This is a genomic window from Acetobacter sp. UBA5411 (genome assembly GCF_002409645.1).
GTDB lineage: Bacteria > Pseudomonadota > Alphaproteobacteria > Acetobacterales > Acetobacteraceae > Acetobacter.
The window spans coordinates 265,679-279,275 of the sequence record NZ_DHNR01000019.1; the positions used below are offsets into that span (position 1 = coordinate 265,679).

Annotated in this window: 13 protein-coding genes; 7 read left to right on the top strand and 6 right to left on the bottom strand. The window is 56.2% G+C overall.

Annotation, left to right across the window (positions count from 1 at the left end; all coding sequences use genetic code 11):
• Positions 1–120 precede the first annotated feature (120 nt).
• From B3759_RS06375 to radC, 3 genes are all read left to right on the top strand, one after another.
• Complete coding sequence (locus B3759_RS06375) at positions 121–1,218, top strand: branched-chain amino acid aminotransferase (RefSeq protein ID WP_291364752.1); 1,098 nt, start codon at positions 121–123, stop codon at positions 1,216–1,218.
• A 95-nt stretch (positions 1,219–1,313) separates the two neighbouring features.
• The gene (locus tag B3759_RS06380; protein ID WP_291364754.1) at positions 1,314–2,036 is read left to right on the top strand and encodes a Crp/Fnr family transcriptional regulator; all 723 of its coding nucleotides are present in this window, start codon (positions 1,314–1,316) and stop codon (positions 2,034–2,036) included.
• 140 nt (positions 2,037–2,176) lie between these two features.
• Positions 2,177–2,929 (top strand): RadC family protein, encoded by a 753-nt coding sequence (radC, locus tag B3759_RS06385; protein ID WP_291364756.1) that lies wholly within the window; start codon positions 2,177–2,179, stop codon positions 2,927–2,929.
• A gap of 56 nt (positions 2,930–2,985) precedes the next feature.
• Here radC and B3759_RS06390 read toward each other — a convergent pair whose 3' ends face one another.
• Together B3759_RS06390 and B3759_RS06395 are read right to left on the bottom strand one after the other, a co-directional pair.
• Positions 2,986–4,071 (bottom strand): alpha-E domain-containing protein, encoded by a 1,086-nt coding sequence (locus B3759_RS06390; RefSeq protein WP_291364758.1) that lies wholly within the window; start codon positions 4,069–4,071, stop codon positions 2,986–2,988.
• Positions 4,053–5,561: a circularly permuted type 2 ATP-grasp protein gene (locus B3759_RS06395; RefSeq protein ID WP_291364760.1), complete on the bottom strand. Its 1,509-nt coding sequence runs from the start codon at positions 5,559–5,561 to the stop codon at positions 4,053–4,055. Before B3759_RS06395 ends, B3759_RS06390 begins: the two co-directional genes overlap by 19 nt.
• Before the next feature lie 206 nt (positions 5,562–5,767).
• Here B3759_RS06395 and B3759_RS06400 point away from each other — a divergent pair, with 206 nt between their 5' ends.
• Positions 5,768–6,610 carry a DUF1217 domain-containing protein gene (locus B3759_RS06400; RefSeq protein ID WP_291364762.1) on the top strand — a complete coding sequence of 281 codons (843 nt, stop codon included), beginning with the start codon at positions 5,768–5,770 and terminating at the stop codon, positions 6,608–6,610.
• A 48-nt stretch (positions 6,611–6,658) separates the two neighbouring features.
• Here B3759_RS06400 and B3759_RS06405 read toward each other — a convergent pair whose 3' ends face one another.
• Entirely contained in the window at positions 6,659–7,444 is a 786-nt protein-coding gene (locus tag B3759_RS06405) for an alpha/beta fold hydrolase (RefSeq protein WP_291364764.1), read from the bottom strand.
• Positions 7,445–7,586: 142 nt separating this feature from the next.
• Between B3759_RS06405 and B3759_RS06410 the strand changes: the two genes are divergently transcribed.
• On the top strand, positions 7,587–9,065 hold the full coding sequence (locus tag B3759_RS06410) for a pyridoxal phosphate-dependent decarboxylase family protein (protein ID WP_291364766.1): 1,479 nt from the start codon (positions 7,587–7,589) through the stop codon (positions 9,063–9,065).
• On the opposite strand, the gene B3759_RS06415 is transcribed toward B3759_RS06410, so the two are convergent.
• Genes B3759_RS06415 through B3759_RS06425 form a run of 3 tightly spaced genes read right to left on the bottom strand, consistent with a single transcriptional unit; the run spans position 9,048 to position 12,611 of the window.
• Positions 9,048–10,952, bottom strand: coding sequence for a cobaltochelatase CobT-related protein (locus B3759_RS06415; protein WP_291364768.1), 1,905 nt, complete (start codon positions 10,950–10,952; stop codon positions 9,048–9,050). The genes B3759_RS06410 and B3759_RS06415 overlap by 18 nt on opposite strands.
• 19 nt (positions 10,953–10,971) lie before the next feature.
• Positions 10,972–11,964: a cobaltochelatase subunit CobS gene (gene cobS / locus B3759_RS06420; protein WP_291364770.1), complete on the bottom strand. Its 993-nt coding sequence runs from the start codon at positions 11,962–11,964 to the stop codon at positions 10,972–10,974.
• Between the two features lie 41 nt (positions 11,965–12,005).
• Positions 12,006–12,611 (bottom strand): J domain-containing protein, encoded by a 606-nt coding sequence (locus B3759_RS06425; RefSeq protein WP_099347462.1) that lies wholly within the window; start codon positions 12,609–12,611, stop codon positions 12,006–12,008.
• A gap of 84 nt (positions 12,612–12,695) precedes the next feature.
• Here B3759_RS06425 and B3759_RS06430 point away from each other — a divergent pair, with 84 nt between their 5' ends.
• On the top strand, positions 12,696–13,004 hold the full coding sequence (locus B3759_RS06430; RefSeq protein ID WP_408736394.1) for a BolA family protein: 309 nt from the start codon (positions 12,696–12,698) through the stop codon (positions 13,002–13,004).
• Positions 13,001–13,561: a LolA family protein gene (locus B3759_RS06435; RefSeq protein ID WP_291364774.1), complete on the top strand. Its 561-nt coding sequence runs from the start codon at positions 13,001–13,003 to the stop codon at positions 13,559–13,561. Before B3759_RS06430 ends, B3759_RS06435 begins: the two co-directional genes overlap by 4 nt.
• The last annotated feature ends 36 nt before the right edge of the window (positions 13,562–13,597 follow it).

Below are 13,597 nucleotides of genomic sequence, written 5' to 3' on the forward strand. Positions count from 1 at the left end.
CAGAATTGCGTTGCAACCGGATTGCCCAAAGCGGGAATTTCCGCTCAAGTGTGGCGCAATATCGGCCCTGAGGGCCATGAAACCATAGGTAAGCCCCTTGAAAGGGCAGGAGAGCAGGCCGTGAGTAGCGCCGAGGACATCAGCTTCGAAACCCTTCCGCATCCTAACCTCACGTCCCCGGAAAAGCGGGCGGAGCTCATGGCCAACCCGGCATTCGGGCGGATTGCAACCGATCATATGGTCATGATCCACTACAAGGACGGCTTGGGCTGGCACGACGCAAAGGTCATGCCGCGTGGTCCGCTGACACTCGATCCATCCGCTGCGGTCCTGCATTATGCTCAGGAAATCTTTGAGGGCATGAAGGCTTTCCGGACAGAGGATAATGGCATCGCCATCTTCCGTCCGGACGCCAATGCCCGCCGTTTCCGTTCTTCGGCGGAACGTATGGCCATGCCGCAGCTTCCGGACGCCCTGTTCATGCGGGCTGTCGATGAACTGGTGAAGGCGGACCGTGACTGGGTGCCGTCTGGCGAGAATGCCAGCCTGTATATCCGTCCTTTCATGTTCGCCAATGACGCGTTTCTTGGGGTCAAGCCGGCATCAGAATATCTATTCATGGTGATCGCAGCGCCTGTGGGAGCCTATTTCAGCTCCGGCGCTGTGACTGTCTGGGTTTCCGAGACCTACACGCGTGCGGCTCCCGGCGGTACGGGCGCTGCGAAATGTGGTGGCAACTATGCCGCCTCTCTGCTGGCGCAGGCAGAAGCCAAGGCCGAAGGGTGCGATCAGGTCGTGTTCCTTGACGCCGTTGAGCATCGCTACATCGAGGAGATGGGCGGCATGAACATCTTCTTCGTGTTTGATGACGGCTCCATCAGCACGCCAGCCCTGACCGGAACAATTCTGCCCGGTATCACACGTGATTCGATCCTGACGATCGCACGTGAAAAAGGCATGACGGTGCGTGAGGAAGCGTATTCCGTCGATCAGTGGCTCGCGGATGCAAAGTCCGGTCGTCTGACCGAGACCTTCGCCTGCGGCACGGCGGCGGCGGTTTCTCCGATTGGCACAGTGCGCAGCAAGAATGGCGGCGAAGTGAAGATTTCGGGCGGAAAAGGTCCGGGTCCGGTAACAAGCGCCCTGCGGGAAGCTCTGATCGGGACACAGCGTGGTCGTGTGAAAGACACCCATAACTGGGTGCACCGCGTCTGCTGACTCTGTTCTGCGGACAGATCTGACCATTCCCATGGAGCCGACACTTCTCAAGTGTCGGCTTTTGCGTTTCAGCTTCTTCAGTCACACAGGTTTCGATGAAGATCCTTGCCGTCGCTTTGCCGAAAGTCCGTATCTGCGCCGTGGGACACTGGCCTGCGGACCGTATTGACAAGGATGGCTTCCTGATTCTGGACAGTGTGGTTCAGAAGGAGCTGGCGGAGATCGCCTCACTCGTTTCCTACGAATGCAAGGAACAGATCTTCGCTCAGGCGACGCCCGCGCAGTATATTTACATTCCGCACTCAGGCGCGGTGCGTGTTGCTCATCAGCTTGCGGACGGCAGAAATCAGATCGTCGCTTTCTATATGCCGGGTGAGCCGTTTGGGCTGGGGGAGAACGGCGTTTATCTGAATTCGGCCTGTGCGCTGACAGATTGCCTGCTTATCCGTGTGCCGCGTGCTGCGCTGGACGCACTCTGCGCTCATGAGCCGCGGCTGCAACAGGATTGTCTTGTGGGAGCCATGGCGCAGTTGCGGCTTTCCCAGCGGCATCTGCTGATTGTCACGCATCAGAGAGTGCTGAAGCGGGTTGCCGACTTTCTGCTGGAATGCAGTCGGCAGCAGGAAGTTTTTGATCCTGCGCGAAGTGTTCTCAGCCTTATCATGGATCGTTCCGATATCGCCGATTATCTGGGAACGTCCGTCGAAACAATCAGCCGTACGCTGGGGAAACTTGAGGAAGATGGTCTGGTGAAACGGCTTGATTCCCGTAGTCTCTGGCTTGATGTACCCAAACTTACGAATCTTCTCAATAATTAGGGATGTATTATAAAATACATCATATTAAGTTTAAGTCTAATTTTTAGTATTTATTTATATAAAAAAACAAAATAGCTAGTATTCACTGAAATAACATGCCTGTAGACTTTCGATGTTTTCTATTTGCGTCGAGGTCTTTCGTGAGTAATGGATTTTCGGATGGGGCGACATTTCGCAACCTGAATGTCCGCGACACAAAACTGGCTCCTGACCCGACCAGAGCACTTCACAACAGCGAACAGGCTGACCCGGAAGAGAGTGGCCTTGTCACCGATCTACCGGTTCTGGATGATATTGACGCCCTCTCGGCGTTGGTGCATCTGGCCATGCCAAAACATGAGGAACCGAAGGTAATGGCGGGAATGCTTCTTGCCCGGTTCGGATCATTTGCGGGAACCCTGACGGCTTCCACGCAGGCTTTGCGCTCTGTGGCCGGGATCGGGCCATACATGCTTGCGGCCGTAACCGTCTTTCGTGAAGCTGCGGTCAGGTTCCAGAGATCTCAACTCGCGGACAGTGAAATTCTTTCTGATCGGAAAAAGCTGTATGCCTATTTATCAGCGGTTCTGGCGCGGGAAGTCATAGAGCAGTTTCACATCCTTTTTCTGGACGAGACTGGCCTGTTGATCGCCGATGAAGCGCAGGCGAGGGGGACGGTCAATCATACTCCTGTTTATCCAAGAGAGGTTGTCCGCAGGGCGCTTGAACTGAAGGCGACCGCACTTGTTCTCGTGCATAATCACCCGAGCGGCGATCCGTCACCTTCAGCTGAAGATCTTGCCATGACCAAACAGGTCGCCTCTGCCGCCAGTGTTCTGGGCATTACCGTGCGGGATCATGTGATTGTCGGAAATGGTAAATGGCTGAGTTTCGCAGAGTCGAAATTGATTTAGGAGCTTCCCCTGAAGGACTACAGCCGGGCATAACCCGACCATAGCCCCAAGCCCCCTCAAATCTGACTCTGGCTTTGCGTCTGCGATGAGAATGCCGGAAGCGGCTCAAGCGGCGGCAATGACTGAAGCGGTGTCGCCAGGACAGGTTCCGTTGGCCAGAAAGCCTGGGCAATTTCATTCTGAACCTGCTGAAGCTCGCTCTGAATCCAGTCGCAGAACTCATGCAGTCCGCTGACGATAATCTGGGTCGCCGTCTGACTTTCCAGCACGGCGGAGAGATGCTCCACACGCTCCAGAATGTTGGAAGATGCGAGCAGGCGGTAATCCCGGCGGAGCTGTGTCAGGCTATTGTGAAGTAGCCTGAGATTCGTCGTCAGTGAACGCGGAAAAGCGGCGCTCTTCAGCAGAAAACCGATGATGCTGGAGGGGCGGATATCGCCCGCCATGACCCGTCTGTAAGCATGATAACCCGCAGCCGAGCGCAAAAGAGCGGACCACTGGCTGATATCAACTTCCGATCCCACACCGGCCTCCGAAGGCAGGAGCGTATGGTATTTGATGTCGATCAGACGTGTGATCTGATCGGCGCGTTCAATATAGCGTCCAATATTGTAGAAGACCGACACCTGATCCCGATAGAGCGTTCCCTCGGTAATACCGGTATGGGTTTGGCACTCTTCCTTGATCTTCGTGCACAGGGTGGAAATTTCGCCGGGGCGGATGTCGTTGGCTTTCAGGTCCCGGACAAAATTGGTGAAGACGTTGAGCTGCGCCCACATTTCCACAGAGATGAACGGACGCAGGGATCGGGCGTTTTCACGGGCGGCATGAGCCAGAGCGGCGATTGAAGTCGGGTTGTCCCTTTCAATCACATAAAAGGAGATCACCTGTTCCGCGGCGTATTTGCGGTGCGCCTTGAAGAATCTTTCCTCATCCGCATTGATCTGAATGATGGCCTTCCATCCGTCTGTCGCGCCGGACCGAACAAAGGTCTCGGTGATATCGATGATACGCGCCAGATTTTCGATGCGTTCCATATAACGGGCGAGCCACATGGAACATTCTGCATACCGTGAGAGAAGCGGCTGCGGAGGAAGGGTTGCGATCGGATCGACAGTAATGGTCATGATGCCAGCACCCATGTGTCCTTGGAGCCACCGCCCTGGGACGAATTGACGACGAGTGAGCCACGTTTCAGCGCTACGCGGGAGAGACCGCCCGGAAGCACCCATGTGTCCTTGCCGGTAACAGCGAAAGGACGCAGGTCGACATGGCGATTTTCGAGGCCGGTTTCACAAAGTGTCGGGCACACGGAAAGCTGCACGACCGGCTGACTGATGTAGTTGGCTGGATCATCCTTCAGCTTGCAGCTGAAATCGGCGAGTTCCTCTTTCGTGGCATGTGGCCCGATCAGAAGGCCGTAGCCGCCTGATTCACCAACGGGTTTGACAACCAACTTGTCGAGATTTGCCAACGTGTAGGCCAGTCCTTCCGGTTCGGCGCAGATATGCGTTTCCACGTTGGAAAGGATCGGTTCTTCGGAAAGATAATACTGAATGATTCTCGGCATGTAGGCGTAGACGGCCTTGTCATCCGCCACGCCGGTTCCGATCGCGTTGGCGATGGTCACATTCCCCTTGCGATAGGCCTGCACCAGTCCGGGCACACCCAGCATGCTTGAGGGATCAAAGGCTTCCGGATCAAGAAAGTCGTCGTTGAGGCGGCGGTAGATGGAATGGACCGGACGCAGGCCCGCTGTCGTGCGCATATAGACGCGGTCGTTTTCAGTGACGAGGTCGCGTCCTTCCACGAGCGGAACACCCATCTCGCGAGCGAGGAAAACATGTTCGAAATAGGCAGAGTTGTAGATACCCGGCGACAGCAGGACGACCTGAGGATTGTCCACACCTTCAGGGGCAACTTCCGAAAGGGCATTCTGTAGGCGCATGCCATACTCGTCCACGGGCATGAGATCGATGCCTGACGCGATATCCGGCATGACACGCAGCGTCGTATGGCGGTTCTCGATCACATACGAGACGCCGGAAGGTGTCCGTCCGTTATCTTCCAGAACGAGAAAGCGCCCCGTCTCGTCACGCACAAGGTCGGTGCCGTCGATGTGAATATAAGTGCCGCCGGGAACGTCCAGCCCCATCATGGCGGGACAGAAATTGGAATTTCCGACGACCAGTTCACGGGGGATGATGCCATCTTTGAGCACGTTCTGATCGTGATAGATGTCCCACAGAAACATGTTCAGGGCTTTGACCCGCTGCTTTACGCCGGCTTCCACATGCCGCCATTCGGGTTGGGTCAGGATACGCGGCACAAGATCAAATGGAAGGATGCGGTCAATGGCGTTCTTGTCCGAATATACCGTAAAAGTAATGCCGAGGTTGTAGAGTTCCTGTTCGGCCTGTGCCGCACGGGTGCGAAGGTCATCCAGAGGAAGGGCGTTCAACCTTTGCCGAAGCAAATCAATCCGGGGGTCGAGCGGAGCTCCGGTATTGGTGAGTTCACAGAAAAAATGGCCGTTTTGATAAGTGGAGAACAGGCCTTCAGACGGTGTGCTTGCGGAGAATCCGCTGGCAGTCGGGGAAGGTCCGGTCTGTTTGTGCGTAGAGTTGCCCATTCGTGCTCCTGACCGCTTTTCTCCTGGAAAACGTAGGCCGCCCGGAGAAGTTCGTTACAGAAGAGCAAGAAAATTTCGTGTAGCCAAGCCTAAAATGAATCTTGGGCATTTGTTTTGCGTATATGACTTTAACTGGTTGTTAGTAATGGTGAGGCACCCTGCGGACAGACGCAAACGCCGGAAAAGCCGGCTGATGGAGGTCTGTCATGTCAGTTATCACCGGTCTGTCACCTGTCGCCCTGTATGAGCATGATCTCAAGGACGAGGCAAAATCAGCTTCCGATTACGCCAAGACAGATGCGACGGTGACAAACTATACATCATCCTTTGAGGAAGACGCCGTAACAATCACCTCTGCTTCAGCCTTGATGAAAAACTACAAGGCGCTTTCCGTTGTCCTCGGTGCCTATGGTCTCGGGTCGATTCAGAATTCCACCGCGCTGGTAAAAGATCTTCTGACGCAGGATCCGACGGACTCCAAGTCCGTGTCGGCCAAATCAGGTAATGCAGCGTGGACTGCGTTCGCAAAAGCTTTTTCTGCATTCAATACAAGCGGTTCTTCTGCTTCGACGACATCACCTTTCGCTGACCAGTCGACTGTTGATTCGATCGTCACGAAATACGAAGAGAAATCTTACGAAACCGCACTTGAAGCGCAGCAGAGCACGTCCGGTGTTGGTAATGCTCTCTATTTCACGAGAACAATGACGACAGGCATGACTGTCGATCAGATCATGTCTGATTCCACACTTCTAAAAGTTGTTGAAACTGTCAGCGGATATAATCCAACACAGTTTGGTGTTCTCGATTATGACGAACAGAAGCGTCTGATTGAGAAAACATACAAGGCATCGGACTTTTCATCTGAAGCGAATATTCAGAAGTACGCAGAGCGTTATCTAGCCATCCTTCAGTTTAATCCTCAGACGGTCACCAAGCCAACTACAATGCTGTCACTTTATGGTTCGGATGGATCAACTGACCCAACCCTTAGTCTGTTCGGAATAACCTCAAGCGGTACCTCGCTGGTTTCCTCATTGTTCGGTTAAGAACCCCAAGGCTTCCGTTCGCCAGAAGCGGTAGAACGTGTGCTTGGTTCATGAGATGTCGTTTAGAAAATCCTGAATGGCGGAAAGTGTTTCTTCAGGCACTTCTTCCGGAAGAAAATGCTCGCCCGGGAGCGCATGGCCAATCACTTTGCCGGTCGAAACTTCCTGCCAGGGCAGAACCGGATCATACCATCCTCCCATGCGTCCTTTTTTACCCCAGAGAACAAGAATTGGGCAGAGGAGCTCGGGACGTGCCGCAGGCCATGAAAAGGGCGTGCTGTTTCGCCATACTGACGCAGAGAGGTAGTCTTTTACTGCCTCTGGAGAAAAGAAACTGTCCTCTGCAATAGGATCATCGAGCCATTCAGCAGGTATCTGAACGGCATTGGCTTCCGGTTTCGGGTGACGTTGGCCAAACCAGCAACTTTCATAGTGTGTCAGGGAAAAAGCCATATCATCCCGTCCGGTGTGATCCGGGCCGGGCAGGGCTTCAAGCAGAACCAGCGCTTTCGCCCGAGATGGTTCCTGCCCAGCCACTTCGCACGCAACCCGCGCGCCATAGTCCTGCCCTGCCAGAATAAGGCTTTCATGGCCAAGGCTATCCGCCAGACCAAGCAGATCATTAGCCTGCTGGGCGAGAGAACGCTCAGGATGCAGATCCGGGCACAGCACTGTGTAATGGGCTGCAAGGGCTGGAGCCACCTTATGCCACATGGCGTGCGTTTCTGGCCGACCATGCAGAAGCATGAGGAGAGTGCCACTGCCACCAAGACAAAAGCGGTAAGGAACGCCGTTCACCGTCTTGGTTGTGAGAGCAAAACCGTCGAACAGCATGATTGGCCTCGCTCCAGATTGTGGAAATCAGTTCTTTACAGGTATCAGATTGGCCTGCTTGGTTTTCATCAACTCAGTTCTGTATGAAAGCGTAGTGATCTCCTAAGTTTCCTGACAGCACATTTCTTGAGAAAGCCTTTTTATGATGGATGATACCGACCCGTTTCTTTCTCTTGACCCGCAGGGCGCAGACTGGGACAGGCTCCGGGCCACAGGCCATCATATGCTCGATATGATGTTCGATAATCTGCGGGATATCAGGGAACAGCCCGTCTGGCAGCCTTTGCCCGATGATATACGGACCGATTTTCGTCACGCCCCGATTCCTGAACATGGGATGGATGCTACGGCATTTGGGGAAGCGTTCAGGGAAACGGTCCTTCCTTACAGCGTAGGGAACCGTCATCCGGGCTTCATGGGGTGGGTGCATGGCGGCGGAACGCCGGTCGGTATGCTGGCGGAGATGCTGGCTGCGGGCCTCAACGCCAATCTGGGAGGCAGGGATCATGCACCTGTAGAAGTCGAGCGCATGGTCATTCGCTGGGCTGCGACCCTGATGGGCTTTCCGGAAACGGCTTCAGGTCTGTTTGTCACGGGCTCTTCAATGGCGAATTTTATTGCCGTTATCGTCGCCAGTCGCGCAGCAAAAGATGGCCTGTCCTTGAGGAAAAACGGTGTCGGAGGCCGATCTCTCGTGGGATATGCCGCATGCAGCGCTCATGGATGCGTCAGTCGGGCATTCGATCTTGCCGGCCTTGGTTCCGATGCGCTCCGGCTGGTGCCCCTAGATGACACATTCCGCATGGATACCATGTCTCTGAAGGCCATGATCGCCGCAGACAGGGAAGCGGGTTTTGAGCCATTCCTTGTGGTCGGAACGGCGGGAACCGTCGATGTGGGCGCTATCGATCCCCTGGATACGATTGCCGCAATCTCAGCCGACGAAGGGCTCTGGTTCCATGTGGATGGTGCTTTCGGCGCGATGGCGATGCTCTCTCAGCAGTTCAAGGAGGCGTTGTCAGGTCTTGAAAAAGCCGACAGTCTTGCGTTCGATTTCCACAAATGGGCGCAGGTGCCGTATGATGCGGGCTGCGCGATCGTGCGGGATCCCACAAAACATGCTGCGGCTTTTGCACAGACCCTGTCCTACCTCTCTCGGGAAGATCGGGGACTGGCTGCGGGCGCGCCATGGTTCTGCGATCTCGGTCCGGATCTGTCACGGGGATTCAGGGCGCTGAAAGTCTGGGCGACCCTGTCTGTCTACGGCACGCAGCGGCTTGGCCAGATGGTGGATCATTGCTGCGCTGTGGCCTGTCATCTTGCGGAGCGCGTTGGTTCCGAGCCGAAGCTCGAACTCATGGCGCCTGTAACGCTGGATATCGTCTGCTTCCGGCTTCGTGATCCTGCCCTGACGGAAGAGCAACTCGACCACCTGAATGGTGAGGTCGTGAAGGATGTTCAGGAGTCTGGATTGGCGGCTCCTTCGACGACACGCATCAATGGGCATCTGGTGATCCGGGCTGCCATCGTCAATCACAGAACAATGGCAGCGGATGTGGACCGGATGGTGGATGCCGTTCTTAGCTTTGCTGCAAAGCGTCGCTCAGGCCTGCCTGCCTGAGCGACGTGTACCCTCATCGAAGAGTTCGGACAGCTTCTTCATCATTGTACCGCCGAGCTCTTCGGCGTCCGTGATGGTCACGGCGCGTCGGTAATAGCGCGTTACGTCATGCCCGATGCCGATGGCGACCAGTTCGATCTCACTACGGCTTTCAATCGCCGTGATGACTTCCCGAAGATGATCTTCGAGATACGAACTCGGATTGGCCGACAGAGTGCTGTCATCCACGGGAGCGCCGTCTGAAATCACCATCAGGATGCGGCGCTGCTCCGGACGGTTACGCAGCCTACGGGACGCCCAGAGAAGCGCTTCACCGTCGATGTTTTCCTTGAGCAGACCTTCACGGAGCATCAGTCCGAGGTTGCGACGAGCCCGACGCAATGGAGTATCCGCCGCCTTGTAGATGATGTGGCGCAGGTCATTCAGGCGTCCGGGATTTTTCGGTTTGCCATCGGCTGCCCATTTCTCACGGCTCTGGCCACCTTTCCACGCACGCGTGGTGAAGCCGAGAATCTCCACCTTCACACCACAACGCTCAAGAGTGCGGGCGAGGATATCGCCACACATGGCTGCCACGGAAATCGGCCGCCCGCGCATGGAGCCGGAATTGTCGATCAGAAGTGTAACGGCGGTATCACGGAATTCCGTCTCACTTTCCTGCTTGTAAGACAGGGAAAGGGTCGGGTTGACGACGATCCGCGAGAGACGCCCGGCATCAAGGATGCCTTCTTCGAGATCGAAGTTCCATGAACGGGTCTGCTGCGCGAGCAACTTACGCTGGAGGCGGTTGGCCAGTCGTGAAATGACGCCGGTCAGTGACGCCAGCTGAATGTCCAGTTGCTGGCGCAGACGTGTCAGTTCGTCTTCATCGCACAGATCTTCTGCGGCGACTTCTTCATCAAACTGGGTGGTATAGGCGTGATAACCGGCAGCCGTGTCACCGGGGGCAGTCTGTCGCCCCTCATTGGGGCCGGAAGGCTCACCCGTTCCGTCGGTATCACCAGATTCTGCATCCGCGGCTTCATCCGGATCGCCGGTTTCACCGCTTCCATCCATTAACTGAGGTTCGGCTGCCGCCTGTTCCTCTTCCATTTCATCGGCTGAAGGCTGCTCTTCCGGTGAGGCAGGCGGCTCGTCCGCGCCGTCTTCATCCTCTCCGGTCGCATCATCTTCTCCGTCTTCATCGTTTTCGGGCTGCTCGTTATCGAGTTCGACAAGAGAGCAGGCGGCCATCAGCTTTTGTGACGCTTTGGAATAGGCGACCTGATCATCCTGAGCGGCATTGAGGGCCTCAAGAGCCTTCAGGGCATCAGGAGACAGCGTGCGGCTCCAGTCATCGAGAAGAGGACGGACACTTTCCGGAACCGGTCGTCCACTGAGTTTTGCGCGGGCAAGTAGCCCAAGCGCAAAAGCGGTGGGAAGCTGTTCCTTGCTGGACATGTGGGGCACGCCGAGCGCGCGGCATTCCTCTTCCAGCTTCTGGTCCAGATTGGCGGCCACGCCCAGCATGTAGCGTGAGCCAACAGACTCGATGCGGGCCTGCTCAAGCGCGTCATAGGCGGCGCGTGCAGCACCGTCATCCGGCTGATGGGAGCGATGAAAATCGGCATCGTGATGTCTGAGTTTCAGCGCTTCAGCATCGGCAGCGCCACGAATGCGGGTGGCTTCCTCAACCGTCGCATGACGCGAAGGTTGGGGCAGGCGGATCGGTCCATCCTGATCCAGAGGCCCCGGCGGCATGTTGCCGGAATGGAAGGTGACATTGGTGTCAGGCCGTCCACCCATGGCGCGGATAGCCCCGATCGTCGCACGCCGGAACGCTTCGGCCTTGTCGGCCGCTTCAGTCGCGGTGGAAGGTTTTTGCGAAGAACGGGGGCTTTCCGCCATGTTCAGTCTTTCCTGTCAGTCAGTTCTTGCGCTTGCCCATGGGGTCGGCGTTGAAGCAGCGCTGGTAGTATTCAGCCACCATGCTGCGTTCGGCTTCATCACACTTGTTCAGGAATGTCACCCGGAAGGCGAAGGCCAGATCACCGAAAATCCGCAGATTTTCAGCCCAGGCGATGACCGTGCGTGGCGACATGACAGTGGAGATGTCACCAGCCATGAAGCCGGACCGTGTCAGACCGGCGAGGGCGACCATGTTGTCGATGGTCTGGCGCATCTTCTTGTCATCGGCGGCGATGCCCAGCTTGGACATGACAATTGCCACTTCCTGCTCGTGCGGCAGGTAGTTCAGGGAGGTGACGATGTTCCAGCGGTCCATCTGTCCCTGATTGATCTGCTGTGTGCCGTGATACAGGCCGGTCGTGTCGCCAAGTCCCACAGTGTTGGCGGTAGCGAACAGACGGAAGAACGGATTGGGACGGATGACGCGGTTCTGGTCGAGCAGGGTCAGGTTGCCGTCCACTTCCAGCACGCGCTGGATGACAAACATCACGTCTGGACGGCCTGCGTCGTATTCGTCGAACACGAGGGCGCAGGGGTGCTGGAGACACCACGGCAGCAGACCTTCACGGAATTCGGTCACCTGCTGACCGTCTTTCAGAACGATCGCATCCTTGCCGATCAGGTCGATACGCGAAACATGACTGTCGAGGTTGATGCGGACGCACGGCCAGTTCAGACGGGCGGCGATCTGTTCGACGTGTGAGGATTTACCGGTGCCGTGGAAGCCCTGCACCATCACGCGGCGGTTGAACGCGAATCCCGCCAGAATCGCGAGCGTCGTGTCGTGATCGAACCGGTAGCTGGTGTCGATTTCGGGCACATGCTCGGTGCGGATCGAGAAGGCGGGAACCTTGATGTCGCTGTCAATTCCGAAAACCTCACGCGCCGAGACCTCAAGGTCAGGAACCGAGATCGCAGATGTTGGTATCAGGTCAGCAGACTCAGCGTTCATGATGCATCCGTTCGTTAATGTTCAGAGTGACCCTGCCACGATCAGGCAGATTTTTCGAGGTCACTCTCAATGTTGGAGGTGAAATGCGTGCGAAGGGTTGAATAGGCCACGTTGATGACTTTCAGACGCTCTTCGGCATGTGGATCACCATGATTGGTGTCCGGATGGTGTTTCTTGGCAAGAGCCTTGTAGCGGGACTTGACCTCGTCGAGAGAGACCGGCCAGCGCAGCCCCATTGTGGCGAGTGGTTCACGCAGGGGTTCCGGCGTTTTCGGCTCGCGGGACTGACGGTGGCGACGGGCGCGATCGGCGCGGGAGGCGTTGAGGATATCGAGGGGGTCAAGCACATCCTCCTCGTTGAATCCTTTCTGACCGATATGCCCGATTTTCCAAGAGGGGCGATCCCATGACATATCAGCGCGCAGATGGGCCTCAATCTGCGCCGAACTCATGCCTTTGTAATAGTCCCACCGTGCATTGTACTCGCGAACGTGCTCAAGGCAGAACCAGAAATATTCGTTCAGACTATCGCGGGACCGAGGCGCACGATAGCCGGCCTCCCGCTCGCAGCCGGGGGCGTCGCAACATTGCCTCGGGGCATCCGGATCGGGATCAAATGCCCGATGACGTGTGTTTCGTCTGCTCATGCAGCCTGTTATGTGTGCCACGACGGTCCGGATGCAAGAGGCTTGTTGACGGAGAGTGACATGCAGAAGGCGGAGATAAGATCGATGGCAGGTATTGCAACAGGTCCACGGGCTCAGCGCGTGGAGGCGCTTCTGCAGGAGAAGCTGCATCCGGTTCGTATGGAGATTATCGACGAGAGTGATCGCCATGCGCATCACATCGCACGTCCGCGTGGACCGCAGGAGGGAGCTTCAGAAACTCATTTCCGCCTGACGGTGGTGAGTGACGCCTTTTCGGGGCTTTCGCGCGTTGCCCGGTCGCGTCTTGTTCACAAATATCTCGACCCGGAGTTTGCCGACGGTCTGCATGCGCTGGCCTTGACGCTGAACACGCCAGCCGAGGTGGCGGCATGATGCGGCTACTCTCCCGCAGAAGCGCTCTGCTGTCCGGACTGGCGCTGGCGGCCTGCTCACAGACCAGAACCTTTCCTCTGACAACACAGGATCAGCAGGATATCGCGCGTGTGGAGGATTATCTGAATGGTCTGACCACTCTGCAAAGCTGGTTCGTGCAAACCTGGCCAGACGGAAGCCGAGGCTCAGGTACGCTGAATTATGCGCCTGGACAACTAAGGCTGGATTACAGCAACCCGAAAGGTATGACACTTACGGCGGGTGATGGACATCTGGTGCTGGATAACCCCCAGACAGGCGCCGTGACGCGCATGGGGCTTTCGCACACACCGCTTGGACTACTGCTTGCGCGTCCGATCCATATGCAGGGAGCCGTTACAGTGACAGCCGTGAGGCGTGGACCTGCGACACTTCAGGTTTCCATAGCCAAAACAGGTAGGCTGTCAGATGGTCTGCTGACACTACGGTTCAGGGATGAGGGTGTAAAACTGGTATTGTCAGGACTGGTTATTGTGGATGACCGGCAACATGTGATTACACTGGATTTCTCTGAATAATATTTGAAAAAAGACGTCTCACATTAATGCGCTGTT

Bases quoted from the DNA above. Each gene is read 5' to 3' on its own strand.
- B3759_RS06390 (WP_291364758.1), bottom strand. From the start codon at position 4,071: ATGGGTGCTGGCATCATGACCATTACTGTCGATCCGATCGCAACCCTT.
- B3759_RS06415 (WP_291364768.1), bottom strand. From the start codon at position 10,952: ATGGCGGAAAGCCCCCGTTCTTCGCAAAAACCTTCCACCGCGACTGAA.
- B3759_RS06405 (WP_291364764.1), bottom strand. From the start codon at position 7,444: ATGCTGTTCGACGGTTTTGCTCTCACAACCAAGACGGTGAACGGCGTT.
- B3759_RS06435 (WP_291364774.1), top strand. From the start codon at position 13,001: ATGATGCGGCTACTCTCCCGCAGAAGCGCTCTGCTGTCCGGACTGGCG.
- B3759_RS06410 (WP_291364766.1), top strand. From the start codon at position 7,587: ATGATGGATGATACCGACCCGTTTCTTTCTCTTGACCCGCAGGGCGCA.
- B3759_RS06430 (WP_408736394.1), top strand. From the start codon at position 12,696: ATGGCAGGTATTGCAACAGGTCCACGGGCTCAGCGCGTGGAGGCGCTT.
- cobS (WP_291364770.1), bottom strand. From the start codon at position 11,964: ATGAACGCTGAGTCTGCTGACCTGATACCAACATCTGCGATCTCGGTT.
- B3759_RS06425 (WP_099347462.1), bottom strand. From the start codon at position 12,611: ATGAGCAGACGAAACACACGTCATCGGGCATTTGATCCCGATCCGGAT.
- B3759_RS06395 (WP_291364760.1), bottom strand. From the start codon at position 5,561: ATGGGCAACTCTACGCACAAACAGACCGGACCTTCCCCGACTGCCAGC.
- B3759_RS06400 (WP_291364762.1), top strand. From the start codon at position 5,768: ATGTCAGTTATCACCGGTCTGTCACCTGTCGCCCTGTATGAGCATGAT.
- B3759_RS06380 (WP_291364754.1), top strand. From the start codon at position 1,314: ATGAAGATCCTTGCCGTCGCTTTGCCGAAAGTCCGTATCTGCGCCGTG.